This window comes from Pseudomonas yamanorum, from assembly GCF_900105735.1.
Taxonomy (GTDB): Bacteria; Pseudomonadota; Gammaproteobacteria; order Pseudomonadales; family Pseudomonadaceae; genus Aquipseudomonas; species Aquipseudomonas yamanorum.
In genome coordinates, this window is the sequence record NZ_LT629793.1 from 218457 (window position 1) to 242415 (window position 23959).

23 protein-coding genes and 1 tRNA gene are annotated in these 23959 nt (G+C 58.9%); 13 read left to right on the forward strand and 11 right to left on the reverse strand.

Features of this window, described 5'->3' with window-relative positions:
- Positions 1–72 precede the first annotated feature (72 nt).
- A complete protein-coding gene (locus BLU46_RS01115) occupies positions 73–300 on the forward strand; it encodes a hypothetical protein (protein WP_093197426.1) in 228 nt (75 codons plus the stop codon).
- A gap of 98 nt (positions 301–398) precedes the next feature.
- Here the strand turns inward: BLU46_RS01115 and BLU46_RS32735 are convergent, their stop codons facing one another.
- Complete coding sequence (locus BLU46_RS32735; RefSeq protein ID WP_157721253.1) at positions 399–539, reverse strand: hypothetical protein; 141 nt, start codon at positions 537–539, stop codon at positions 399–401.
- Here BLU46_RS32735 and BLU46_RS01120 point away from each other — a divergent pair.
- Positions 538–918 carry a DUF1090 family protein gene (locus BLU46_RS01120; RefSeq protein ID WP_093197431.1) on the forward strand — a complete coding sequence of 127 codons (381 nt, stop codon included), beginning with the start codon at positions 538–540 and terminating at the stop codon, positions 916–918. The genes BLU46_RS32735 and BLU46_RS01120 overlap by 2 nt on opposite strands.
- A gap of 54 nt (positions 919–972) precedes the next feature.
- On the opposite strand, the gene BLU46_RS01125 is transcribed toward BLU46_RS01120, so the two are convergent.
- Positions 973–1917 (reverse strand): GlxA family transcriptional regulator, encoded by a 945-nt coding sequence (locus BLU46_RS01125; protein WP_063030677.1) that lies wholly within the window; start codon positions 1915–1917, stop codon positions 973–975.
- A 185-nt stretch (positions 1918–2102) separates the two neighbouring features.
- On the opposite strand from BLU46_RS01125, the gene BLU46_RS01130 reads away from it, so the two are divergent.
- From BLU46_RS01130 to BLU46_RS32740, 5 genes are all read left to right on the forward strand, one after another.
- Positions 2103–3035: an alpha/beta fold hydrolase gene (locus tag BLU46_RS01130; protein ID WP_231988855.1), complete on the forward strand. Its 933-nt coding sequence runs from the start codon at positions 2103–2105 to the stop codon at positions 3033–3035.
- A gap of 377 nt (positions 3036–3412) precedes the next feature.
- Positions 3413–3718: a DUF6124 family protein gene (locus BLU46_RS01135; RefSeq protein ID WP_172834505.1), complete on the forward strand. Its 306-nt coding sequence runs from the start codon at positions 3413–3415 to the stop codon at positions 3716–3718.
- A 194-nt stretch (positions 3719–3912) separates the two neighbouring features.
- On the forward strand, positions 3913–4605 hold the full coding sequence (locus tag BLU46_RS01140; RefSeq protein WP_093197435.1) for an SOS response-associated peptidase family protein: 693 nt from the start codon (positions 3913–3915) through the stop codon (positions 4603–4605).
- Positions 4606–4632: 27 nt separating this feature from the next.
- Entirely contained in the window at positions 4633–4923 is a 291-nt protein-coding gene (locus tag BLU46_RS33420) for a site-specific integrase (RefSeq protein ID WP_331717200.1), read from the forward strand.
- A 452-nt stretch (positions 4924–5375) separates the two neighbouring features.
- Positions 5376–5852 (forward strand): hypothetical protein, encoded by a 477-nt coding sequence (locus tag BLU46_RS32740; protein WP_157721254.1) that lies wholly within the window; start codon positions 5376–5378, stop codon positions 5850–5852.
- Positions 5853–6839: 987 nt separating this feature from the next.
- Here BLU46_RS32740 and BLU46_RS01155 read toward each other — a convergent pair.
- Together BLU46_RS01155 and pvdQ are read right to left on the reverse strand one after the other, a co-directional pair.
- Positions 6840–6913: transfer RNA gene (locus BLU46_RS01155), tRNA-Cys, on the reverse strand.
- Between the two features lie 214 nt (positions 6914–7127).
- The gene (gene pvdQ / locus BLU46_RS01160) at positions 7128–9425 is read right to left on the reverse strand and encodes a bifunctional acylase PvdQ (protein WP_093197438.1); all 2298 of its coding nucleotides are present in this window, start codon (positions 9423–9425) and stop codon (positions 7128–7130) included.
- Between the two features lie 245 nt (positions 9426–9670).
- Between pvdQ and BLU46_RS01165 the strand changes: the two genes are divergently transcribed.
- Entirely contained in the window at positions 9671–10048 is a 378-nt protein-coding gene (locus BLU46_RS01165; RefSeq protein ID WP_093197443.1) for a fe2+ zn2+ uptake regulation protein, read from the forward strand.
- Between the two features lies 1 nt (position 10049).
- Here BLU46_RS01165 and BLU46_RS01170 read toward each other — a convergent pair whose 3' ends face one another.
- Positions 10050–10244 (reverse strand): hypothetical protein, encoded by a 195-nt coding sequence (locus BLU46_RS01170; protein WP_010171562.1) that lies wholly within the window; start codon positions 10242–10244, stop codon positions 10050–10052.
- Positions 10245–10417: 173 nt separating this feature from the next.
- Between BLU46_RS01170 and BLU46_RS33000 the strand changes: the two genes are divergently transcribed.
- Complete coding sequence (locus BLU46_RS33000) at positions 10418–10555, forward strand: hypothetical protein (protein ID WP_010171564.1); 138 nt, start codon at positions 10418–10420, stop codon at positions 10553–10555.
- Between the two features lie 147 nt (positions 10556–10702).
- Positions 10703–14227, forward strand: coding sequence for a membrane-targeted effector domain-containing toxin (locus BLU46_RS01175; RefSeq protein WP_231988856.1), 3525 nt, complete (start codon positions 10703–10705; stop codon positions 14225–14227).
- 47 nt (positions 14228–14274) lie between these two features.
- On the opposite strand, the gene BLU46_RS01180 is transcribed toward BLU46_RS01175, so the two are convergent.
- The 5 genes from BLU46_RS01180 to BLU46_RS01200 are packed head-to-tail and all read right to left on the reverse strand — an operon-like array spanning position 14275 to position 18701.
- Positions 14275–15027 (reverse strand): ABC transporter permease, encoded by a 753-nt coding sequence (locus BLU46_RS01180; RefSeq protein WP_172834573.1) that lies wholly within the window; start codon positions 15025–15027, stop codon positions 14275–14277.
- 14 nt (positions 15028–15041) lie between these two features.
- On the reverse strand, positions 15042–16241 hold the full coding sequence (locus BLU46_RS01185; RefSeq protein ID WP_093197448.1) for an ABC transporter substrate-binding protein: 1200 nt from the start codon (positions 16239–16241) through the stop codon (positions 15042–15044).
- The gene (locus BLU46_RS01190; protein ID WP_063030693.1) at positions 16228–17031 is read right to left on the reverse strand and encodes an ABC transporter ATP-binding protein; all 804 of its coding nucleotides are present in this window, start codon (positions 17029–17031) and stop codon (positions 16228–16230) included. Before BLU46_RS01190 ends, BLU46_RS01185 begins: the two co-directional genes overlap by 14 nt.
- Positions 17028–18089, reverse strand: a complete 1062-nt coding sequence (locus BLU46_RS01195; protein ID WP_017477604.1) for an acyl-CoA dehydrogenase family protein — start codon at positions 18087–18089, stop codon at positions 17028–17030. The genes BLU46_RS01190 and BLU46_RS01195 overlap by 4 nt, the downstream gene beginning before the upstream one ends.
- Before the next feature lie 51 nt (positions 18090–18140).
- A complete protein-coding gene (locus BLU46_RS01200) occupies positions 18141–18701 on the reverse strand; it encodes a carboxymuconolactone decarboxylase family protein (RefSeq protein WP_003207562.1) in 561 nt (186 codons plus the stop codon).
- A gap of 102 nt (positions 18702–18803) precedes the next feature.
- On the opposite strand from BLU46_RS01200, the gene BLU46_RS01205 reads away from it, so the two are divergent.
- Positions 18804–19709 carry an AraC family transcriptional regulator gene (locus BLU46_RS01205; RefSeq protein ID WP_093197453.1) on the forward strand — a complete coding sequence of 302 codons (906 nt, stop codon included), beginning with the start codon at positions 18804–18806 and terminating at the stop codon, positions 19707–19709.
- Here BLU46_RS01205 and BLU46_RS01210 read toward each other — a convergent pair.
- Entirely contained in the window at positions 19700–20617 is a 918-nt protein-coding gene (locus BLU46_RS01210; protein WP_093197458.1) for a LysR family transcriptional regulator, read from the reverse strand. The two genes, BLU46_RS01205 and BLU46_RS01210, sit on opposite strands and share 10 nt — an antisense overlap.
- A gap of 118 nt (positions 20618–20735) precedes the next feature.
- Between BLU46_RS01210 and BLU46_RS01215 the strand changes: the two genes are divergently transcribed.
- Positions 20736–21731 carry an aldo/keto reductase gene (locus BLU46_RS01215; protein WP_093197462.1) on the forward strand — a complete coding sequence of 332 codons (996 nt, stop codon included), beginning with the start codon at positions 20736–20738 and terminating at the stop codon, positions 21729–21731.
- 165 nt (positions 21732–21896) lie between these two features.
- Positions 21897–23891 carry a methyl-accepting chemotaxis protein gene (locus BLU46_RS01220; protein WP_063030701.1) on the forward strand — a complete coding sequence of 665 codons (1995 nt, stop codon included), beginning with the start codon at positions 21897–21899 and terminating at the stop codon, positions 23889–23891.
- Positions 23892–23959: the final 68 nt, after the last annotated feature.

The following is a 23959-nucleotide window of genomic DNA, read 5'->3' on the forward strand; positions in this document are numbered from 1 at the left end:
CCCATTGCCCAGGATGGCCCTCTTGAGCTCAACACCGGCAAGGAAGCATCACGTTACCGAGGCCGAACGAACATGACGCTCCCTGAAGATAACCCGTTGAAGACAGAGGAGTATCAGCGCCAGGCGAATCTCTGGTACTGGCTTCCCCTTGGTTTATTGGTGGTTTTTTTAACGATTACTTCAATGATTTTCCTGGGGGCAAACCCACCAGAATGGATGTTTGTCGCACTCAACGTTGGCTGGGCCATCGTTGCATTGACGCTGCTGGTGCGGCTATCGGGCGTGTACTGCGCCAAGTGACGTAGCACGGCGCGTCGCCATCCTGGTACTTCGTCTCGAGTAGATGCTCGTCTTAAAAACCCATCAATGTGCGAGAAACAACGTGAAACAACTCACATTTATGGTGTTTCGCTGTTGAAGGTCAAAAATTGACCAAATATATTTCGCTGCACCCGAGCGCTCACTTCTATACGGATATTGTTCTGCGCTTGCTCGGGCCCCCGGATCTGCGCAGGCAATAAAACATTGAGGTTTGCCATGCGCCTTTCCAGACTCGCACCCGCCGCCGCCCTGTTCAGCCTGTTCACCCTCACCGCCCAAGCCGCCGACCTGTCAGCCCTCACGGGCGCCCTGTCATCTGCCCTGGGTGGCGCCAGCAACAGCAACAACACCGTCAACGCCAATAACGCCAACTGCCAACAACAGATCCGCGACCTGCAGACGAATATCAATGCGGCCAACGCCAAGGGCGATACCCTGCGCGCGACCGCGTTCCAGGCAGCGCTGACTCAAACCAACAAAAGCTGCAGCAACAGCGCTTACAACGCTCAGGCGCAGGTGGATACCAATCCCCAACGCCAGCAAAACGTGAACAAGGCTGCGGATGCGATCAACGCCATTGGCGGGCTGTTCAAGTAAGTTGGAATGCCCTGTGAGAAAGGCCCGTGATTGCGGGCCATTTTTCTGCCAAGCCTATCGTTGATAAGCTTTTCGGTATGTTGTTGGGCTCACGCCCACGATCGAGAAAAAGTGCTGACGTAACGACAGGCTTGTACCAAACCCGCAGGAACCGGCGATCGTCTCAATGCTATGGTCGGTTGTTTCTAGCTGCAGTTGGGCTGCCTTGATTCGCTCGTTCGTAAGCCACTTCCCAAACGTCGAGCCGGTGAGTTGCTTGAAGTGTCGAGTGAAACTACGCCGACTCATCGCCAGCCTCGTCGCGACTTGATCGATTGACAAAGGTTGGCCCAGGTTTGCCCGAAGCCAATCCAGCAACTGGCCGAGGCGCTGGTCGCTTGCGCCTTGAGGAACAGGCTGACTGATGAACTGAGCCTGGCCGCCGTCCCGATGTGGGGAAACAAGCAGTTGACGCGCCAACGCGTTGGCAACCCCCCGCCCATAAATGCGCCTGACGATGTGGATACAGCAATCGAGCCCCGCGGCCACGCCCGCCGAGGTCAGGATTTGCTCCACCTCGACATAGAGCACTTTGGGGTCTACTTCGATGCGTGGGAAATCTCGCGCCAGATGCGCCGCCCAAGCCCAGTGCGTGGTTGCCCGCTTGTCGCTCAGCAGCCCCGCATGAGCAAGCACGAACGCCCCCAGACACAGGCCGACGACCAGCGCGCCTCTTGCATAAGCAGCCTGAAGCGTTTCGAGGAGTGCTGTCGGCGGCGTTTCGGTGACATCCCGCCAGCTTGGAACAATCACGATATCGGCCCCGGCCACCTGATCCAGACCATGGTCGCAGTGGATGGCGAAACCGGCGTTGGTAACCAGCACGCCCTCCTCGCCCGCACAGACCACCAGATCGAACCAAGGCGAATCCCCCACTCTGCGATCTTTACCAAACACCAGGCAGGGCACGGACAGGTGAAAGGGGCTGATGCGGTTAAACGCGATGACTGCAACGCTCACACTTTTTTTCACGGAGGCTGGCCTGATCAAGATTGGCCCGATTCTAATGAAAAATGGTCATTGGGCCAATGGTACCAATGCTCGGATACGTCCACTCTGATCCCAGCTGCATTTCGCCGGGAAATGCGCAAATCAGAGCCCAGGCCTCAATGAACATCGCGACCTTTTGCACCCTAGGAGTACTTATGACGACGCTCTCGATGACCGAACCGACATACGCTGCCGAACCGGTGCCCTCCATCCCCTACACCACCGAGTCCACTGGCTATCACTGGACCAGCGTGGAAGGCGTAAAGGTTTTCTATCGTGAGGCCGGCCCCAAAGGCGCGCCGACCCTTGTGCTGCTCCATGGCTACCCTTCTTCGTCGCGCATGTGGGACTCGTTGATACCGCTGCTTGCTGATCGGTATCACGTGATCGCACCCGACTACCCTGGGTTCGGCAGAAGCGATGCACCCTCTGTGGCGACCTACGCCTACACGTTTGACCATCTGGCCGACACCATGAGCAAGCTGCTCACGCAATTGCGCATCGATGAGTACACCCTGTTCATGCAGGACTACGGCGGCCCGATAGGCTTCCGGATGATCCTCAATGCGCCGCAAAAACTGCACGGCATCATCATCCAGAATGCCAACGCCTATAACGAAGGCCTGGGAGCCAAGTGGGCGAACATCGCCAAGTATTGGAAGGCCCCTACCGAACACGCCGAGCAAGTCGATGCGTTCATCGGATACGAAGGCACGAAGCAGCGCCACTTGGGCACCAGCCCTCATCCCGAGCGTTACAACCCTGATGCCTGGGAAGACGAGTTTGCCGCATTGTCCCGCCCGGGCCAGCGGGCGATACAGTCGGCGTTGTTACTGGACTACCAAAACAACGTCGCCTCTTACCCAAAATGGCAGCAATGGTTGAAAGACAATCAACCGCCCATGTTGGTCATGTGGGGGAAATACGACCCGTCGTTCATTGTGCCGGGGGCCATGCGTTACAAGGATGATGTGCCGGGTGCAGAGGTTCATGTTCTGGATGCGGGGCATTTCGCACTGGATGAGAAAACTGAACAGATTGCCAGCCTGACGCGGCTGTTTATGGCGCGCATTACCGGCGGTAAATAGTCAGTGCCGGCACTTTTCCAGGCCCAATAAAAATCGCTTCCACTGTTTAAAAACTTCTCGGTTTTTTAAGGGCCAGCAAGGCAAATCGCTTTAACTTGCGGGACGTTTCCTAGAGAATCCTTCGGCCTTGTGCCCGCTGGAATCACTGGCTAGTCTTCGCTTCGTCGCTGCATATCAGCGATCGGGTGTGAGAATCCGGAACCAGTAGGCGCCAAGCGCCACTACCGTCTGTAGCATGCTCTATGGCGGCTGTGTGCGGGCAGACTTCGGTCTGGCCGGAGTCCTACTGTCCGGTATTCTCACCCTGCACATAGCTGCCACCTTTTGTCGAGTGAGACCGACACCAGGATGGCTCCCCCCTCAGTAGGAGCTTATGCATGGACAAGATCGTTCCAGACCCACCTCGTACCACCCGGGACCGCGAAGCCTTTGATCGCGCCTTGAGTCACTACCTCCGACCCGATCCCGTCTCCCACCCAATATTTACCGTTCACCAAGACGTCAGCTTTGAAGACGCAATCGCCCAAATCTCTGAATTGCTGCGCTGTGCAGCCGCAACGGCTGAGAGTTCTGTGCAGGGATCATCTGGAGAAAACCGCGATATGGCACGTTCCACCGTGCACCTGATCGACATGGCCAGAACTTTGGCAGATCAGGCGTTGGATTGTTTAAAACCGCACTAACGCAGTATGGGGGCTGATCAAATCAGTCCCGTCTATCCCAGGGGCTGCGCCCAGACGCCTTCAGCGGAATTACGAGGTCATAAATCCGGTCATTCGGTAGCGTTTCTACCGAAAAGACCTCATGCCAATCCAGCTCGGCTGAGCCAAACCACGATCAACAACTAACCTTGAGTTGAACCTCAGAGGTTTTGACCATGTGCGGAAGACTTTCCCAGTACAGCGGGATTCACGACTTCGTTGCAGCGCTGAGCATGCCCAATGCGCTTGTGAGTTCCGTGGGTGAGCTGCCGCTGGAGCGCTACAACGTGGCGCCTTCAACCAAAGTCGCCCTACTCCACCTGCAGAGCGAACTGCTTCACGCCGACAGGGTGCGCTGGGGATGGCGTCCACACTGGGCCAAGGATCGCGCCGCGCCGATCAATGCCCGCGTCGAAAAGGTGGCCCACGGCCCGTTCTTCCGCGCGATCTGGCCGCACCGGGCAATCACGCCCATCGATAACTGGTTTGAGTGGGTGGACGAAGGCGGGACGAAGAAGCAGCCCTACCTGATACGCCGGCGAGATGGAGCGCCCGTGCTGTGCGCAGCCGTTGGCCAATTGCCCGACAGTGATCAAGGACCTGGCGATCAGGATGGCTTCGTGATTATCACCGCCGACAGCGCTGGCGGCATGGTAGACATCCACGACCGACGCCCCGTGGTGCTGACGCCTGACCTCGCCCGGGAATGGTTGGACCCGGCCACACCCAAGGAGCGCGCCGAGCAGATGGTGCTCCACCAAGGCGAACCAGCCGAGGCCTTCGAATGGTTCAGGGTAGATACTGCCGTGGGCAATGTGCGGAACAACGGGACGGCGCTGATCCAACCTATCAGCGCGCAATGGCCCTGACGTACATGCATTTACCATTGCACGCGAATGGGACTGACTGAAAAAGCAAACTCTTGCTTTGGCGTTCGCCGCAACAAGGAAAAGCCACGGGACTATTATGCCGGTGAAACCGTATGGAACGCGGTATATGCGGAGGCGGTACAGGAGCTCAAGGACGCGATGGATCTGGCCTACCTGACCGGTCAACGTCCCGCCGATGTGCTCAAGATTGCAGCCACCGACTTGGAACAATGGTTTTTTGCTGATTGGTCAGGGCAAGACCGAAAAACGTCTCCATCTTCGTTTGGAGGATGCCGGAATTCAATCCGGCCTGAGTAGCTTTATCGACGACCTGCAAGAACGCAGAGCCGTCAATGGAATCCGCACGTCAACGTTGATAACAAACGCGTCTGGACTTCGGATGAGCCAGCAGATGTTGCGTAATCGGCGGGACTACGCACGAGAGAAGGCAGCAATCAAAGCATCAGATGATGGTGATCCTGCGCTGGCAACGAGCATTAGTCAGTTCGAGTTCTAGGATATCCGGCCAAAAGCTGCTAGTGAGATCGAGCTGACGCAAGCGAGCCCCCTACTAGTTCACTCCACAGAGGAAATGACCAAGAAGGTATATCGGCGAGTCGGTGAAATTGTGAAGCCTACGAAATGACCCATTGCTACCCGTACGACAGGCAGAAAACGGCCAAGAGGGGCCGCTCGCCCCCGGCGACCGATTCCAGTAGTAAAGATGTGCCCCGTAAAACATATATTGCATTACCGTCTATGCTCGACTCATGGAGACCGATGACGACATACTGACAATGACAAGTAAAATAGATGATGTGCTTTACATTTCAGAAAGCAGCTTTGATAGGCAAATCCAATTGCTTTCCGAATTTGCGAGTCAAACACCACTTGAGTTGGTTGTTTGGCTTTATCCGGACTCAAGTGCCAACAGCATAATGGGTTTTGACGTTCATTCGCCCACTGCAGTCAATGCAATATCCGTTACAACTTACTCCGACGGAGTTATCGGCAGATGCACTCAACGACTCCCAATAACTGACGATCTAATTAAAAGAATTGCCCTCAATGAATGTGCTTTTATGAAAAGTTGCGACAGTCTATGCGTCTACTATCTTGAAAATTTCAACTGGCAAGCGAGTGTGATATTTCACGAAGGAGTTATCTTGGTTAGGGATCACTCACTACTTGTTAACCTAAAATCTTTTGATTTCAAAGCCTCACCAAATGCCCCCTCTTGGTGGTGATAGACGTCGGCCCTCTAACGGCAGGCATTTCCTACAAGGGGGCGACAGGCAACGCCATCACGAACAAAGTAGGTGGTCGCTTTGGCAGTCCATCGGTCGTATTTTCTATTGATCCTAACGCAGTGAATTGGGGCGGACGTTGGGGTACTAATATAAACGTAGAATTTGGTGGTTATAACAATTCTTAGGGGGTGGGTATGCGTAGTTTAAAAAGCCCGAGATTCAAAAAAATCAGGCCTCTAATTGCGATAGTGTTGATCGTCGTGATCGCAGGATTTGTGCTGAGGTACTACGAGGCAAAGGATGAGGCTAATATTGCGCTTCAAGAGTATTTACGCTCAAACCAACAGATCGCTACTCAGATAGGCAATGTCGCTTCCTTAACATTGCTGAAGCGGTTCACATATTATAAAAGTGACACTGAACCAGGTTTTCATCAGTACCTTTACTTGGTCAAAGGCGAGCATGGGTGCATGACTGTAGAAGTCAGAAGGATCGAGGGGAGTTCGCAGATTGTGATCAGTGATATACAGCAGTAGCAGTGCTGTTGAGAGCAGTAAGGAAGCTGAATTAATGCCTGTTTTGATTCTGGACTGGCAGTAAACACTCTTCTTGGCTTGCCAGCCATCTTTGAGGGGCCGGACAGATTGGAGGCTCATGCTTTGCGTACCGGTCTTTGTCGGATGGGTGAGCGCATGTTTTCCATGCCCACTCTCCCCGGAATTAGCGCGGTAGTTGAGATGGGGCGAATCGGCTCTAATTTTGTAGAGCATTGAATGACTGCTTTTGGCTGTTGGTGGACGCTGATGCTCCTTAGTCTCGAGCATAATCCCACGTCCAATCGAGGAGAAGCACAGCAATAACGGTGTCTTGAATTTCCCGAAAAAAGGCAAGGTTGCGGAAGCGATCCGAAAAATTGCGGAAGCAATGACCAAATCGCAGGCAATAAAAAACCCCGTAGACGTTAATCTACGGGGTTTTTAAGAGTGGAGGCCGAGGTCGGAATCGAACCGGCGTAGGCGGATTTGCAATCCGCTGCATAACCATTTTGCTACTCGGCCTCAAACGATCAATGCCTTACAACCGACATTAACCGCATACAAACTTGAGTGGGCTATGTGAAGCTTGCCTCTACTCTATCTCATTGAAAACATTGAAGTTTTTAATGCTTCAGTGCGTTCGATGGGCGCAATTATGTACTCATTTGCCAGGGCTTGCAACCCCTTGATTTCAAAAAATATTCTCTCAAGGGGCTTCGTTTCCCGGTGGGCTACCCTACCGCCCGGCTTCTTCCTTGTCACGGATAACCTGCAATTGGTACTGCGGGTCCGCCTTGATCTGCTGTTCGGTAAACGGCAGTGGGCTGAGTTTTTTCTCGGAAAACGCCTGGGTCTGGTCCTTGTAGTATTTCGACGCCGGGTCGCTGGACAGGGAGAACGCCAGTACGCCTTCGGCATTGGGGCCCTTCTCGTCGAAGGTCACGATCTGCAAGTAGCTGCTGCCGCTGACGACTTCGCGCTTGCCGCCAGCCCTTGGCACGCTTTGCATGGCGTTATACACGCCCAGCTCTTGCGGCCCGCCGTGGATCGGGGTCTGGCCCGAGACCTGTATGTCACCCCAGCGGCTGTCGGCGGTCAGCCCGCGTTTCGCAACGTCGGCGGCTGAGGCAAGCATCGCTTCATGCAGGGCATTGGCCACGCCTGCGCGTTCAATTGCCAATCCACGAGGCGTGGTCAGTGGTTGTGCCGGGTCGAAACCCACCTTCCATGCGTCGGGCGCTTGCGCCAGTTGCTCCGCGAGATTGATGAAGTGCACCAAGCCCAGGCCGCTGTCGAGGTTGGCGCGTTGGTCCCAGCTTTTCAGGCTGTCGCACACGGATTTCACGGCGGCGTCGGCACCCGCGCAGTATTTGAGCAGGTCCGGCATGACTTGGCTCGCGAGATACACCTGGTTGTCCATGACCATGTTCTGCAAGTCGGCGGCCTTGATCGGTTGCTTGTCCAGTTCCTGCAAGCGCTGCAAGGCGAAACGGGCACGTGGGCCCAGGCCGATTTTCTCCTGGCTGATCACCGGCGAGAATCCGGTCAGCGGCGCCTTTGGGTTGGCCATCCACGCCGAGTCATTGGAGTGCTGTACGTAGTCGGTGCGCTGCAGTTGTGGCAGTTGATCGGCCGGGAAGATCCCGGCTTGGGCGGCACGCGGGTCTATGTCCCAGGCGCAGGCGCTGCGGGAGCCGTCGAGCATGATGAATTGCAGGCCAACCCGGGGATCGCTGCACTGCGCGAGTTTTTTCGCGCTGACGTTCGGTACCACCGACAGGTTCATGTACAGGCTCTGGCCCTGGTCGTCCGCCGCCAGGGTGTTGACCCACGGGATACCTTGCAGGGTGTGCACCGAGTCTTGCAGCTCCTTGAGGTTGGCGGCGCGGTTCATCGCGTACCACTGTTGCAGAACGCGGTCGTTGCCCAGGTTGGCGTCCCGCAGGCTGAAGGCATATTTGTTGTCCCAGTCGAGCTTGCCAGGCCATTGCACCACCGGGCCGAACTGCGAGCTGTAGACCGTCCGGGACTCTTCCTGGGTGCTGCCGTCGGCGGCTTTGACTGTCACCTTGATGCTGGTTTTATCCATGGGCAAGGATTTGCCGTCCAGCAGGTAGCGGGTCGGGTCCTTGGGATCCAGGGTCAGGCGGTACAGCGTGAAGTGCTTGGAGGTATCAACGGTATGCGTCCAGGCCACGTGCTGGTTGAAGCCGATATTGATCACCGGCAGGCCCGGCAAGGCGGCGCCCATTACATCCAGCTGGCCGGGGATGGTCAGGTGCATCTCGTAGAAGCGCATGCCGCCAATCCATGGAAAATGCGGGTTGGCCAGCAGCATGCCGCGACCATTGAACGAACGGTCACGCCCGACCGCCACTGCGTTGCTGCCGCGATCCAGGGCGAAACGCTGTTGATTGGCTGCTGCGACCTCAAATGCCTTGGCATCCACCTGGGCGACGGCATTGGGCGGCGTGGCGCCCACCAGCGCTTCGGCAAACTGCCCGACGCCACCTTCCACCAGCAGCCGGCGAGTCACCTTGACCAGGTCTTCAGCCGTGATCGGCCGTACCCAGGCCGCCTGGCACTGCGCCGGCAAGCCTTGGGCGGTACGCTCCTTGAGGTAACGGTTGTAGCCGGCGACATACCCTTCAATGCGCTGCTGCATTGCCGGGGGTTGCGCCTTCCAGAATGCCGCAACGGCCTCGGGTGTGTTCAGCCAGGTGAAGAACACGTCGTTGGTCAGGTTATTGCGCCCTTCCTGGGTCGCCTGCTCGGGGCCAAAGTACTTGGCGCGCTCGCCGTTGACGGTCACCACTTCATTGGCCAGCAGGCACAGGTTGTCCTGGGCGTAGGCGTAACCGATGCCAAACCCCAGGCTGCGCTCATCGTTGGCCCGGATATGCGGGACACCAAAGCTGGTACGCCGAATCTCGGCGGTGGTCTGTTGCTCCTGCACCCGCGCCGTGGCCGAAACACTCAGCCCCAGCAACGCCCCAGCCACGCACACCCTGAACAACCCGTTGGAAATAATCACGCAGACTCCACAGCCAAATTAAAAACACCGTGACGAGGGACAGCTTCGCCAACACCTCAGTTAAGACGTAAATACCGGAAATAATTTAGCAGCCGCAGATGGTTATTCGGACATGCCGGTATGTCTCCAGGATGTTACCGACAAAATTTCTACATCCCGCGCTTCATGATTTCGGCTGCTCGTACGTCTTATTAACTAAGAGCGCCATCATTTTCCTGATCAGGCTCTGATAAGGAGTTTTTTGCATGTACAACCCGCAACTGCCCACGGAAGGACACTCATCCATGCATGACGGAGGCTTTGGCACCGGTAACCAAGCGTTCGGCAAAGCGCCGGAACATGGCAACCAGCGCATTCGTCATTTGCTCAAGTGTTTCGGCCTGCGCACCAGCCTGATCCGGCTGAAGGTCATCGACGCCCTGCTGACGGCCGCCGACAACCAGCGCACCCTCGGTGTGCGGGGCGTGCACAGTCATTTGCTGGAGCTGGGCATTCCGTTGTCGTTTCTCAGCGTGCGGGAGGTGCTCAAGCGCCTGTGCACCGAAGGCGTGATTACCCTGAACGCCGACAAGAGCTACAGCCTGCACGAGCAGGCTGCCAAAGTCCTGGAAGGCCGGGCCTGAGTCAGAGGTTAGGCTTGACCTTGCGGCGCATCACACCGTTGATCACCACCACGGTGACCGCTACGGCAATCGCGATGTACTGGAACGTCTTTTCGCTGATGACCCCATTGTTCTGCAGGTAGGACAGGCCAAACATCGTCCCCAGCACCACCAGGGAGATCAGAATCGAGTATTTCAAACGTTGCTTTTGGGTCATGACGGGTTCCTGAAGCTAAAAAATTGTATCCACTTTGTATCGACTGCCACACCAAGCACATACCCATTGGCGGGGATGGATTGGGGTCGGCGGGGTCTCATGTTACAGGCGATGAAAAACTTTGGCTTGCCCAACGCCTGATTGAACCTGTGAGTACCCTAGAGGATTTTGAAATGCTTCGTCGAATCACACTGCTGATTCCCTTGCTGATCATGTTGAGCATGAGCGGCTGCATTATTTTCCCCCACGGCGGCGGCGGTTGGCATGACCATCGCTACTACGACGGCGGACCGGGGTATTACCATCGCTGATCGGTCATCCGTACATTTTCTGACAACTTGAACACTGTCCAGGCGGAGCCGCCCCCCTGTTTCCGACACTCAGGAAGAGCGTCCAGGAAGCAGGGAGGTTTTCCTGAAAGGCGCATTCCTGAATGAGCGTGCCTCAAGGTGTTCACGATGACCTCAATAGTCAGCAACTCTGTTCTTTCCTCCACTACTTATCCGCCACCTCCCCCACCTCCGATACCACTCCCCGATATTCCGCCTTATCCCGATGAAACATTGCAAAGCGTAACGGAGGTTGAGGATCCCGCGGCTGACGCACCGCCCCCCGATGCCCCGAAAGCCCTGAAGGCCGCGCTGGCCGACCGAAAAAACTGGCAGACACTGGCGCAGCAGCTCACTGATGTCGCCACGGTGGTAGGGCCAAACCCGCCTTTTTTGGCGGTGCAGTCTGCGCTGAGAAGCCGGCTGATGGACCTCGCCCCCAGCTCTTCGTATCCCCCCCATAGTGCTAACGCCGTCAGTCTTGCGAACTTTCTCAAGGCTAATGGCCTGCCCGAGCCAACCACCCATGACGAGCTGCTGACCCTGGCGCGGGCATCGCTTGCACGCTCACACCCCCATCCATGGGGAAATCTGGGCGGTGCCTTGTCTTGGCCCCTGCCCTTGAGCACACACCAGCAAAGCGAATTGCTGACAGCCGCCAGAGAGCATGTCGGTAGTTTTCAGCAAGCTAGCCAGCAACGGGGACTCCTGGAGTTTCTGAACAGCAACCTGCTGCTCTCCGCCGACACCTCAAGCGATCCGGTCAAAGCACTGGAAGCCCTCATCGGCTCCCCCCGCGGCCAAGCGTTGGGAGAGGCCTTGCAGAACAAGCTGGAGAGCATTTCGACTGATAGCAGTGTGAATGATCACGTCCTGGCAGCCATCAACCTCGACCTGGATCAGGCGTCCATCACCCAACCCCGCCGCAACAAGGTGGCCGGATTCGACCTGTCACATAACCAATATTGGGGCAAACCCACCTCGGCGATTGTCGCCGGCCTGCACCAACACTTGATTGATACCGGTAAAACCTCACCTGCCAACGCCTCGCTGGGTGCCCACCTGCTGTTGATGCGGGCGGCGCCGCAGTTGCTGATCAAGGATATTCCCGACAGCGTGGTCTACGGCAGCCAGGCCTGGGCCAACTTGTGCATCGCGGCGGCCGCCGTCGAAGCCAAGTCTCCTGGAAGCGTCGCGAATATGAGCTTTGCCAAGGTGATGATCGCCGCTGATTCAAGTGGGCCCGCTCCCGAGTCAGCGCAAACGGCGGCGCTGTTGGATTGGGCCTTGGTCAACGGGGTGCTTGAGGCGAAAGACGACAGGCTTTACGAAAAGGCAGACATTGATACCGCCATGGACGCGTTCAACTATCAATTGGGCAAGCTGAAACACGCTTCCGGCCTGCTTGACGCCCCGGTACCCAGTCGCAAGCAGATGGCGCTGGACGCGCTCAAGGAAAAATTCGGCGAAGACGTGCCCTTTGAAGAGAAGGTGTTGCTCAAACCCAACAAAACCGCCAATAAAATGATCCCTCCTCGCGGTCCTTATTCCATGCTGGACCTGACCATGCAGGGCGAGAAAATAACGGCATCAGACTGGACACTCAAACCTGGCACGCACGGTGTCAACCTTGACGCCTTCGCCGCCCTTACCCAGGACCCCGGCTTCAACGTCCCCGTCACCTTTGACAACGCCATAAGCCAGACCATAAGCGACTATAAAACCGTCAAGAAATATTCCATCTTGAATGCCCTCGCCAACCTTCCACCGGAGGACAAAGAAAACCTGCGGCTAGGCAAGCTGAACTTCTACCAAGAAAAATCCTACAGAGTCAGCTGGACGCCATTCGCAGGCAAAACTCTCTTCCATACAAGCAAAAAAATACTGGTAACCACAAAACACCAGAACAAACCGTCCACCTATGAGTTCGATACCGAAAAAGGCAGCATCAGAAAAGTCAGCAACACTCTCATCACGCGCCAGGACCAGAAGATCGCCAACGAAGTAACCCGAATAGAAGAATTCTCCACCTTCGATTCCAAGCGCGACTACATAAAGCAAGAGAACCCGCGGGAGGGCTTGAACCCCAACCTGTTCAAAAACTTCCGGGCAGACTACCTCGCGGATTCAATCGTCGAGGGGCTCGATCTGGATGCCATCAGGCATCAAGCCGCCGGGACCACTCCGGATGAGCATAGAAGAGCCGTCGCCGACACCATCGGTAACTTTTTCCTCGACCTTATCCCTCTCAGGTCAGCCATCGTCAACTTGAGCAACGGAAACTATAAGGACGGGTTCTCTGACCTGGCATTTGATGCGTTTGGCTTTCTCACGGCAGGTGCGGGCGTCGCCGCCAAGGTCGGGAAAACGCTGAGCACTGCCAGCAGCGCGGCCAGCAAAGCCTTCAAGCTGAGCAAGATTTTCGGGGTTACCGCACTCTCGGAACTCAATCCGCTGAGCGGTCTTGGCGACTTGGCAGTCGGCGCGGGAAAACTCGCCATCAGCGGCGCAAACGCTGGCACCCAGGGCTTGAAGACACTCAAAGGCACTGCGAACAGTCGGGAGCTCGTCGCCGCTGGTAATCGATATGAGGCAGCCGCCACCGGCTCATTCCAGATGGGCGAGCAGACGGTCGAAGGCAGCGCGGTGCAGATCAAGGGCAAGTGGTACGCTTTCGACGCACAAAAGCACCAGCCGTACGGCAGCCCCCTGCAAGCGTTCAGTAGCGCTGATACGCTGGAGCCTTCCCCGAACGCCTATGCCTCTTCGAGCCGGAACACTCATCGGTTTAACCCGATAAATACCGTTAACCGCCCACCTCGAATCAGGACACCGTTACCCGACGGTCAATACGTGGAAAGTTTGAAAGGAAGGCTCGAAGTAGACCATTTCAAGCCCGACACCCGTCAGGCAACGCTGGATAAGTTTCGGGTGGAAATGGAGGAATATTATGATGCGATCAAAGAGGGAGGCCTTCCGCCACGCCCGGTAATCCCCAATGTTCCCGTACCGATCCCCGCAGCCGCTCTCCTCACAGAAGCATTGAAAGCATCAAACGGCGTGGTGTTTGGAGAGTCTCACTCGCAGATGGCCAGCTTCAAGCTGCTCTACGACAACGTGGGCACGCTGAAGAGCCAAGGGGTAAAGAAGGTCTATTTCGAAGGGTATATCGACATGCCTGGGGGCGCGAAGGACGATGGTATCGGTATGCTCGGAAAATCCGGAGTTCCTCGCACGAACCCATCACTGGCGCAACTCAAGCAAAAACTTGAGGTTAACGGCATAGAGCTTTTACCGATTGATCATTATTATTTAACGCGACATAAACATGACAAGTCGCGCAGCACGACACAGTCGGGCGTCAACTCTGAACAACGGCTCAAGGAGTTCAACTACTACGCTGCAGAAACCATCCTGGCAAACTCGGGCACCGAAAAGTGGGTCGCGTTAGTGGGGAGCGCGCACATGAACACCTCCGAAGGTGTTCCCGGCTTGGCGGAACTCACGGAAGGCATTGGCATCGGGGTCTTTGACAACAAGAACATGACCTACAGCAACATCGGGCTTAAAGCAAAAAACCCTGTGCCAGACCCGAACCGGCCATTACAGCCCAACGATATTCCAGGCGACCTGCGCATCTACGTGAAACCCTGAGCACATCGCAAGGGCCCGGAAAGCCTCCGAGCCTTTGCATAAGGTGTTCACCCTCCATGCACCCAACGCTGATGCAACCACCGCGCAAACGCATCCAGGGCAAACCCCAACAGGCCGATCAGCAGCACCATCGCCATCAGCTCCGAGTAAGCCAGTCGGTCGCGAGTGTCGAGGATGTAATAACCCAGCCCGGCACTGACCCCGAGCATCTCGCACGGCACCAGCACGATCCACAGGATCCCGATGGCCAGCCGCACACCGGTCAGCACGTGCCCCATCACGCCGGGAATAATTACCCGGCGCAAGGTTTCCCAGCGTGTCGCGCTCAAGCTCTTGCTCAGTTGCAACCAGCGTGGATCAAGCTGACGCACACCCGCCGCGGTATTCAGCAGAATCGGCCACACCGCCGCGAACGCCAGCAGGAAGTAGATCGGCTGGTCGCCCACCCCCATCAACATCACAACGATGGGCATCCACGACAGCGGCGAGATCATCCGCAGAAACTGGAACGCCGGCGTGGTCGCCGCCTCCAGCTTGCGCGAACTGCCCACCAGCAAGCCCAACGGCACGCCAATCAGCAATGCCAGGAACAGCCCGACGAAGATCCGCTTAAGGCTCACGGCAATGTTCAGGTACAGCTCGCTGCGCCCCAGCAATTCCCACAGGCTGGCGAGGGTCGCCGACAGCGAAAACCGCGCAGACAAACCGTCCGCGCTGCCGAAGACCTTCACCCCCAGCCACCAGAGCAACAGCAATCCCGCCAGCCCACTCAAGCCAAGCAACCAGCCCGGCAAGCCCAAGGTTTTGCCATTATTCAAACGCCAATCTCCTCGTGCCGCTCGAAGCCTTCCGGCAAGCCGAAGGTCTTCATGCCGCCCACCGCTGCGATGGCGTTGCGCACGAAGCGGTCGTCCACCAGGTCCTTGGCGACAAACGCCGGGTCCAGGTCGGCGAGGAATTTCTTGTCGCCCTCGATCAGCGTGTCTTTCAGGCGACGCACCAGTTCCTCGGTGTAGCTGGGGAATGGATACGGCTGGAAGTCGATACGGTGCTCGTCCCAGTTGGCGTGCTGGATCGCGCCGTCGGCCAGGTACGCCGCACGGTCGCTGGCAGCCGGTGCCAGGACTTTACGCAGCACCGGTTCAGCATGCGGGGTGTAGCGATTTTCGCCGTCCTTGGACAGCAGTTTCACCGCCTCTTCACGGTTGTCGCGGGTCCAGACCTGGGCCTTGACGATCGCATTCACCACCTTCTGCGACCATTCCGGGCGGTTGGTCAGGTCGTGCTCGTGCATGAACACTACGCAGCACGCGTGGTTGCGCCACACGTCGCCGGTAAAGCGCTGCACCCGACCCACGTTGAGGTTTTCCGCCAGGGCGTTGAACGGCTCGGCGACGATGTAGCCGTCGATGCGTTTGCTGGCCAGGGCCGGCGGCATGTCCGAGGGCGGCAACACGATCAGGTTGACCTCGTTGGCGGCAATCGCGCTACCCGCCGCACGGGCCACCGGGATCAGGCCGTTGTCACGGAACAGCTGCTGCACCACGACGTTGTGGATCGAGTACCAGAACGGAATCGCCACCGACTTGCCGCCCAGTTGCTTCACATCGGTAATGCCCGGGGACACGGTCAAACCCGAGCCGCCCACGTGGTTCCAGGCCACGACCTTGGCCGGGACCTTGCTGCCGTAACGCGCCCAAACCGTCATCGGCGACAACAGGTGAATCACGTTGACCTGGCCGGAAATAAACGCCTCGATCACCTGGGCCCAACTGCGCAGCAACACCGGGCGCTCGGCCTTGATGCCTTCGGCTTCGAACAGCCCGTTGTTGTGGGCCACCAGCAGCGGCGTGGCGTCGGTGATCGGCAAGTAGCCGATGCGTACCGGTGCGTCCGGCTCACTGGCCGCGCGAGCCTGCAAACTGCTGAGCAGTGGCAAGGCACCGGCGGCACTGAGCACGGCCGAGAGTTTGAGAAAGTCACGGCGCGAGTGAGTGAGGTCATCCAGACACATGGCAAGGCTCCAGCAGTTCAGGGGGTTGGGGTTCGGTGCGGCTCGCCCGCCGTAGGGTTTTGAGAATGTCGATGCGCAGGGTGCCGATGGCTTCCACCTGTTCTTCTCGCGGTTGCGGCAGGTCGATGCGCCATTCGCCGAGGGTCCGCGCCGGGCGGTTACCCAGTAGCAGAATCCGGTCGGACAACAGCAGCGCTTCGTCAATATCGTGGGTGATCAGCACTGCGGCCGAACCTTGCTCGCGATTGACCTTGAGCAGCAGGTGCTGCATGTCGGCACGGGTCACTTCATCCAGGGCACCGAAGGGTTCGTCCAGCAGCAATACCTGCGGCTGGCGGGCCAGGCAGCGGGCCAGCGCCGTACGCTGGGCCATACCGCCGGACAGCGCCGCCGGGAACTGCTGCCGGGCATGTTCCAGGCCCACTGCATGGATCGCGTGGTCGACCCGGTTGCGTCGTTCTTCAGGACTGAGGTGCGGTTGGCGGGCAAAGTCCAGGCCGAAGGCGACGTTCTTTTCCAGGCTCAACCACGGCAACAGGCTGGGGTCCTGGAACGCCACCGCCACCCGCGGATGCGGGCCATTCAACGGCTCGCCCAGCAGGTGAATGCTGCCGCCCTGGGGCGCCTGCAAACCGGCAAGCACCCGCAGCAGGCTGGACTTGCCAACGCCGCTGGGGCCGAGGATCGACACCACTTCGCCGGGCTGCAATTGCAGGTCGAACCCTTCCAGCACCGAGTTGCCCCCATAGCCCAGGCAAATTCCCTGGGCATGCAGTACCGCCTGGCTCATAGATTGGCCTGACGGTTCAACTCGGTGCGCAACTGCACCAGGCTCGGGGTCACGATCGGCACAAACGCCGACTCGCGCCAACGCCGGGCGAAACCGCTGCCGTGGGCAGTCAGGTAGGCCTTGCCACCGCTGGCTTGCAGCTCCAGTTGGACGGCGCTGGCGGCAATTTCCGCGAGAGCAATGCGCAGGCGGAACAACGGTACCGGCTCGGTCCCGAAGCGGCCGCTCAGCAAACCTTTCTTGAGGTCGTTGACCGCCTGTTCCAGCGAGGTGCGCAGCACTTCCAGCTCTTCACGCAATACGGTGCGGCTGGAGCCCAGGTGATTGGCCACCTCCGCCAGCGAGCGTCGCGCCAGGCCGATGGACATGCCGCATTGCAAGCCGAGAAACGCCGGGCGCACGGCCGGCAGGAACTTGCGTGCATCCTCATGCAACAACCAGTCGCGGCTCAGCTCCACGGCCTCAAAGCCGAGGGCTGCGGTATTGCTCGATTGCAGGCCCAACAGTTCCAGGTCACGGGAACGTTGCAGGCCGGACACTGAGTCAGGGATCGCCAGGATAAACGGCGCGCCACCCTGGGCATGCTCGATAGCGGCGGCCACCACAAACCCGTTCTTGCGCAGATTGGTCACCCAGTGCAGGCGGCCATTGAGGTTCCAGCCGTCATCCGTCGGCTCGGCGCTGATTTGCAGCGACTCGATGCCGGACAAAAATTTCATCGCGTTGGACAGCCCGGTGGCCCCGGCCAGCTTGCCGCTCAGCAGGTCCGGCAGCAGTTGCTCACGCAGGCGCTGATTCGGGCTTTGCAGCAGGTATTCAATAAACGAGCGTTGGCCCCAGCACACAAACGCCGACGCCAGGGAATGACTGGCCACATCGGCGATGGCCTCTATCGCGCCCGTGACATCGCCGCCCAGACCGCCGAGGTCCTTGGGCACACCGATACGTAATACATTGGCCTCTGCCAGCCGTGGCAGCACTTCCTGCGGATCGCAACTGCCCACATCCAGGGCCTGCGCTTGAACATCGAGCCAACGGCTCAAGATTGGGTCAAGCATTCATGTTTCTCCTTGTTACAGCATGTTTACATCGCGAACGCTTGCGCGCCTTCAGCTTGCCGGTTTTTCCCAACGGTACTGCGCCAGCTCCGGGTTGAGCGGAGTCCGCGCAAACACGTTGGCGAAATTGCACAGGGTGGCCAGGCTGACGCCCAGAATAACCTCAAGCGCATGACCATCGGTGTAGCCCGCCTCACGGAACGCGGTGTAGCCGGCGTCGCTGACATCCCCACGGGTGGCGATCACTTCACGGGTGAACGCGGCCAGTGTCTCATAACGCTCGTTGGGCAGTTCGCCGCGTTGGCGCAGGGCGTCGATCACGTCTTCCGGCAGCTTGGCCTTGTTGCGCGCTACGGCAGTGTGCCCGGCGACGCAGAAATCGCAACCGTGGTTCGTGGCGGCAATCAGTTGCACCACTTCGCGGTCGGCCAGGCTCAGGTCGGATTTGGCATTCAGGCCGGAGACAGTGATGTAGGTTTCCAGTGCCGCCGGGGCATTGGCCAGCACCGCCAACAGATTGGGGATGAACCCGGAACCCTTCAGGGCGTTTTCCAGAAAGGGCTTGGCCGCTTCAGGGGCGGTTTCCAGGGTTAGCATCGGTACGCGGGACATGGAGTGGTCTCCTCATGGAATCGTGTACCAAGTCTGTTGGTTATAAAAAATCCGCTCAATAGTCTAAAGTAGCGATTACTTGCTCTAGAGTCTTTCCGTTAGATGAATTCGTCCAGTTCGCTCGTCGATTGGTTATTAGATAGCCTCGAACTCAACACCAGTCTGTTTCACGTCGGCCGTTACTGCGGCGACTGGCACGCCAGCACCCACGGCCTGGCGAGCGCGAGTTTTCATCTGGTGGTGCAAGGGCAGTGCTGGATGCACATCGATGGCGACCCGACCCCTTACCCACTGAACAACGGCGATGCGGTGTTCCTGTTGCGGGATCTCGCGTACCGCTTGTCCAGCGATGGCACCGCCGCCGGTGCCCAGGAGTGCCCGCGCAAGCCAATGGTGCCACTGGACAGCCAGGCGAATGACGGCGTGGGTTTGGTGTGCGGGTTCTTTCATTTCCAGTCCGGACTGTCGGCGATGATTGTCGACACCCTGCCCGCCTGGATCATTTTGCGGGCCGGTGACCCTTCGCTGACCGCCGCGCGCAACCTGTTCGAACTGATCCTGCAGGAATGCGAGCGCACGCCGGCGCCCTCGCCCTCCCTGCTGGAGCGCCTCTGCCACCTGTTGTTCTTGTACGTGCTACGCCAACAGGTGCTGGACAACACCGACCTCGGCGGCCTTGCAGCGCTGGCCCGGCAACCGGCGTTTGCCAACCTGCTGGAACAGTTGATTGCACGCCCCGCCGATCCCTGGACCCTGGAAAGCATGGCAGCCTGCACCGGTTTGTCCCGCTCGGCGTTCTTCAAGCGCTTCAATGAACTGTGCGGGCAGTCGCCGGGGCAAGTGCTGTTGATGATGCGCGTGCGCCACGCCTGCCAGCTGTTCAAGCAAGACCAGACGGTGGCAGACGTGTCCCTCGCCGTGGGTTATCAATCGGTCGCCGCCTTTACCCGCGCCTTCCATAAAGTCACCGGCATCCAGCCCGGCGCCTACCGCAAGGCTCAAGGCTGACGCTGCAACCCGTTGCCCGGCCGGGCGCAAAGCTCCACCAGCCAATCGACAAATACCCGCACCCGTTGCGACAGCTGGCGATGGGGCGGGTACAACGCGGTGAGCGGCAACTTCGGCGGCGGCTGATGCGCCAGCACCTCCACCAACGTGCCCGCGTCCAACTGGCGAACGGCGTGGTAGTAAGGCGTCTGCACCAGGCCGTAACCCGCTTCACAAGCCGCCAGGTAGCCATCGGCACTGTTGACCGCGACTTGCTTGGGCAGGTCGACCAGACGGATGTCGTCGCCGATCTGAAACTCCAGGCCATAACGTTTGCCGCTGGTGCTGGAGAAATACTCCACCACTTGATGGCCGCCCAACTCATCCAGCGTCGATGGCACGCCGAACTGCTGCAAGTACCCGGGACTGGCGCAGGTCACCTGATCCATCAATGCCAGCGGCCGGGCCACCAGTGACTCGTCCAGCGCCAGGCCGCCGCGCAACACGCAGTCCACGCCTTCACGGATCAGGTCCACCGGGCGGTCGTTGAGGCCGATTTCCAGATCAATCTGCGGGTAACGCGTGGTGAACTCGGGCATTGCCGGAATCACCAGGAACCGCCCGATCCCGGAGGGCATATCAATACGCAACGTGCCGCGCGGGTTGCGGCGGCTGGTGGAGAACACCGCCTCGGTTTCCTCAAGGTCCGCCAACAGGCTCACGCAACGCTGGTAGTAGGCGGCACCGTCCAGGGTCGGGCTGACCTGGCGCGTGGTGCGCTGCAACAGTTGCACCCCAAGGTGCGTCTCCAGTTGCTTGATCAGGATGGTCACCGAAGCGCGCGGCAGTTGCAGGCTGTCGGCCGCCCTGGCAAACCCGCCCAGTTCGACAATCCGCACGAACACTCGCATCGCATTAAAACGGTCCACGGGCCGACATCCTTCAGGGATTATTTAGAATTTCATAATAGTGATAGTGGTTTTAGCCGGTTTATCCCGCTTTTGTCGAGGGCAACAATGGAGCCCTTCCCACACAGGAGCTGGACCCATGCACACACGTCAACTCGGTAAAAACGGTCCCCAGGTGTCCGCCATCGGCCTCGGCTGCATGGGCATGACCGATTTCTATACCACCGGCACCGACACCGCCGAAGCCATCGCCACTCTGCACCGCGCCCTGGAACTGGGGATCAACCTGCTGGACACCGCCGACATGTACGGCCCTCATACCAACGAAGAACTGATTGGCAAAGCCATCGCCGGCAAGCGCGACCAGGTCTTTCTCGCCAGCAAGTTCGGCATCGTGCGTGACCCGGCGAACCCGGCGTTGCGTGGAGTAAATGGCCGTCCGGAGTACATTCGCAACGCCATCGACGGCACCCTGAAACGCCTCGGCGTGGAAACCCTGGACCTCTACTACCAGCACCGCATCGACCCTGACGTGGCGATTGAAGAAACCGTCGGCGCCATGGCCGAACTGGTCAAGCAAGGCAAGGTGCGTTACCTGGGCCTGAGTGAAGCGTCGGCGGCCACCCTCCAACGCGCTCACAAAGTACATCCCATCAGCGCCCTGCAAAGCGAATATTCGCTGTGGAGCCGCGACCAGGAAGACAACGGTTGCCTCGCGGCCTGCCAACGCCTGGGGATCACATTTGTGCCTTACAGCCCACTGGGTCGTGGCTTCCTGACCGGCGCGCTGAAAAGCCCGGATGATTTTGCGGCGGATGATTACCGCCGCTTCAGCCCGCGTTTCCAGGGCGAGAACTTTGCGAAGAACCTTCTGCTGGTGGACCAGGTACAAGCCCTGGCTGCCGACAAGGGCGTGACGGCCGGGCAACTGGCGTTGGCCTGGGTGCTGGCGCAAGGGGATTACCTGATCCCGATCCCGGGGACCAAGCAACGCAAGTATCTGGAAGAGAACGTCGCGGCATTGGAGGTCAAGCTGAGCCCGGCCGAGTTGGCGGCGCTGGAGGCGATCTTCCCGGCCAATGCAACGGCAGGGCTGCGTTACCCGGAAGCGGTTATGCAGATGCTGGACAAATAATCCTGCCACTCTGGACCGGGGCTGGCTCGCCAGCTCCGCGCCTTAAATCCCTGCCCTGGGTTTTCTTGCACGATAGTACCTAAAGCTCGCCCTTCCCAAGCCGATAGCCCTTCGAAGCTCTAACAAAGCCGCGTCGCACAATAAACGCTTCGTAAGGACGACCCCATGCCCTCATTGCGCTCTATCCAAACTCGCTACACCCTGTTTCTGGTGCTGTTCGTCCTGTTGTTATTCGTATTGACGGTCGTGGGCATCGGACAGTTGGTGGCCCCCAAGCTGCGCCACACCGAAGAACAGGTGGCCCTCAATCGCATTGCCGAAGTGGCCGAGCAGATCCAGGGCGAACTGAACAAGGTCCAGGCCCAGCAACGCAGCATCACCCAAACCATCCCGCTGCTGGACAGCGACGCCATCGACAAGGTGCTGCCCGGCCTGGTGGACCAGTACGGCGAATTGAAAGTATTTGGCGGCGGCATCTGGCCCCTGCCCAACCAACGCACCCCGGGACGCAACAAGCACAGTACCTTCTGGCACCGCGATGCCTCGGGCAAGCTGGCGGTCAATACGTTCTGGAACAGCGACGCGGCCCCCAACTACTACGACCAGAGCTGGTACAAAGGCGGCCTCGCGTCGCCGCGCGGCCAATGTGCCTGGGCCGCGGCCTACAAGGATGACGCCAGTCAGGAACCGCGCACCAACTGTGCCATGGCCATCCAGCGCGACGGCGCGGCTTACGGCGTCGCCACCATCGACGTGACCCTGGGCTTCTTCAACGACCTGGTGGCCAGCAAGGAAAAAGACCTTGGCGCGCAAATGCTGATCGTCGAAGGCGACGGCAAGATCATCAGCAACAGCACGCGCATCAGCGGCCCGGTGGTGTTGAAAAATATCAGCGAACTGGCCGGCACCTCGGCGTTTGCCGCCCAGGTCAGCGCCGGCCTGGCCCATCGCGACCAATCCCTGCAGCGCAGTGAGTTCGACAACCAGGGCGTGGCCAGCACCTTCTTCATGCGCCCGATCGAGGGCACCCCGTGGTTCCTGGCGACTGCGCTGCCGACTTCGCTGATCACCGCCCAACGTGATGATGTGCTGGGCACCCTGGCGATGCTGCAAATCCCGATGATTCTGCTGCTGGTGCTGTTGCAGGTGTACGCCATCCGCCAGCTGGTACACCGGATGACTGCGCTGAAAACCAATATCGACGCGCTGTCCAACGGCGACGCCGACCTGACCCGGCGCATCACCATCCGCGCCGAGGACGAACTGGGCGCGATTGGCCATTCGGTGAATCGCTTTATCGTCTACCTGCAAAACATGATCGGCGAAGTGACCCTGGCCACCGGCGCCATGTCGTCGAGCCTGGCGCAGTTGCAGCAGACCTCGGCCCAGACCAACCAGATCCTGGTGCGCCATGCCTCGGAAACCGACCAGACCGTCACCGCCATCACCGAAATGAGCTCCACCGCCGATACCGTGGCCGAGAACGCCGCCGAAACTGCGGCGTTCACCCAGCGCGCCAACGAACATGCCGACCGTTCGCGGGTGGTGGTCGGGGAAGCGTCCCGCAGTGTCAGCGCGTTGATCGGCGAAGTCTCCAGCGCCACCCACACCGTGGAAAATATGCGCCAAGATGCCGCGCGCATCACCGAAACCCTCGGCGTGATCGGCGCCATCGCCGGCCAGACCAACCTGCTGGCACTCAATGCGGCCATCGAAGCCGCCCGGGCTGGCGAACAGGGCCGGGGGTTTGCGGTGGTAGCCGACGAAGTCCGCGCCCTCGCCGCCCGTACCCAGGCCAGTACCTCGCAGATCAACGAAATGCTCGCTCGCCTGACTACCGGGGTGAGTTCTTCGGTGACCGCCATGGAAGCCACCCAGGCCAGCTGCCAGTCTGCGGCCGACGCCACGGCCCGGGTGAACACGGGGCTGGACGAGATGGCCGGCTCCGTCAGCCATATCAACAACCTCAGTACCCAGATCGCTACTGCGGCTGAACAGCAAAGCGCGGTGACCGAGGAAATCAACCGCAGCATGGTGCACATCCGCCATATGGTCGAGGAACTGGTGCAAAGCGGCCACGCCACGGAACACAACACCCAGAGCCTGCTGGATGCCAATGGCCGGGTTATTGCATTGATGGGACGCTTCAAGGTGCGTTAAAAAAATAGCCTGAAAGCTCCCGTGCAATGCGCGGGAGCCCGACTATTCTGACAGTTCGCTCCGCCACA

What these genes read in the sequence shown, in the direction of transcription:
- BLU46_RS01130 (WP_231988855.1), top strand. Translation starts at nt 2,103, where the DNA reads ATGACGACGCTCTCGATGACCGAACCGACATACGCTGCCGAACCGGTG.
- BLU46_RS01205 (WP_093197453.1), top strand. Translation starts at nt 18,804, where the DNA reads ATGAATTCGTCCAGTTCGCTCGTCGATTGGTTATTAGATAGCCTCGAA.
- BLU46_RS01115 (WP_093197426.1), top strand. Translation starts at nt 73, where the DNA reads ATGACGCTCCCTGAAGATAACCCGTTGAAGACAGAGGAGTATCAGCGC.
- BLU46_RS01175 (WP_231988856.1), top strand. Translation starts at nt 10,703, where the DNA reads ATGACCTCAATAGTCAGCAACTCTGTTCTTTCCTCCACTACTTATCCG.
- BLU46_RS32735 (WP_157721253.1), bottom strand. Translation starts at nt 539, where the DNA reads ATGGCAAACCTCAATGTTTTATTGCCTGCGCAGATCCGGGGGCCCGAG.
- BLU46_RS32740 (WP_157721254.1), top strand. Translation starts at nt 5,376, where the DNA reads ATGGAGACCGATGACGACATACTGACAATGACAAGTAAAATAGATGAT.
- BLU46_RS01200 (WP_003207562.1), bottom strand. Translation starts at nt 18,701, where the DNA reads ATGTCCCGCGTACCGATGCTAACCCTGGAAACCGCCCCTGAAGCGGCC.
- BLU46_RS01140 (WP_093197435.1), top strand. Translation starts at nt 3,913, where the DNA reads ATGTGCGGAAGACTTTCCCAGTACAGCGGGATTCACGACTTCGTTGCA.
- BLU46_RS01220 (WP_063030701.1), top strand. Translation starts at nt 21,897, where the DNA reads ATGCCCTCATTGCGCTCTATCCAAACTCGCTACACCCTGTTTCTGGTG.
- BLU46_RS01195 (WP_017477604.1), bottom strand. Translation starts at nt 18,089, where the DNA reads ATGCTTGACCCAATCTTGAGCCGTTGGCTCGATGTTCAAGCGCAGGCC.
- BLU46_RS01165 (WP_093197443.1), top strand. Translation starts at nt 9,671, where the DNA reads ATGTACAACCCGCAACTGCCCACGGAAGGACACTCATCCATGCATGAC.
- BLU46_RS01215 (WP_093197462.1), top strand. Translation starts at nt 20,736, where the DNA reads ATGCACACACGTCAACTCGGTAAAAACGGTCCCCAGGTGTCCGCCATC.
- BLU46_RS01185 (WP_093197448.1), bottom strand. Translation starts at nt 16,241, where the DNA reads ATGTGTCTGGATGACCTCACTCACTCGCGCCGTGACTTTCTCAAACTC.
- BLU46_RS01170 (WP_010171562.1), bottom strand. Translation starts at nt 10,244, where the DNA reads ATGACCCAAAAGCAACGTTTGAAATACTCGATTCTGATCTCCCTGGTG.
- BLU46_RS01190 (WP_063030693.1), bottom strand. Translation starts at nt 17,031, where the DNA reads ATGAGCCAGGCGGTACTGCATGCCCAGGGAATTTGCCTGGGCTATGGG.
- BLU46_RS33000 (WP_010171564.1), top strand. Translation starts at nt 10,418, where the DNA reads ATGCTTCGTCGAATCACACTGCTGATTCCCTTGCTGATCATGTTGAGC.
- BLU46_RS33420 (WP_331717200.1), top strand. Translation starts at nt 4,633, where the DNA reads ATGGGACTGACTGAAAAAGCAAACTCTTGCTTTGGCGTTCGCCGCAAC.
- BLU46_RS01120 (WP_093197431.1), top strand. Translation starts at nt 538, where the DNA reads ATGCGCCTTTCCAGACTCGCACCCGCCGCCGCCCTGTTCAGCCTGTTC.
- BLU46_RS01135 (WP_172834505.1), top strand. Translation starts at nt 3,413, where the DNA reads ATGGACAAGATCGTTCCAGACCCACCTCGTACCACCCGGGACCGCGAA.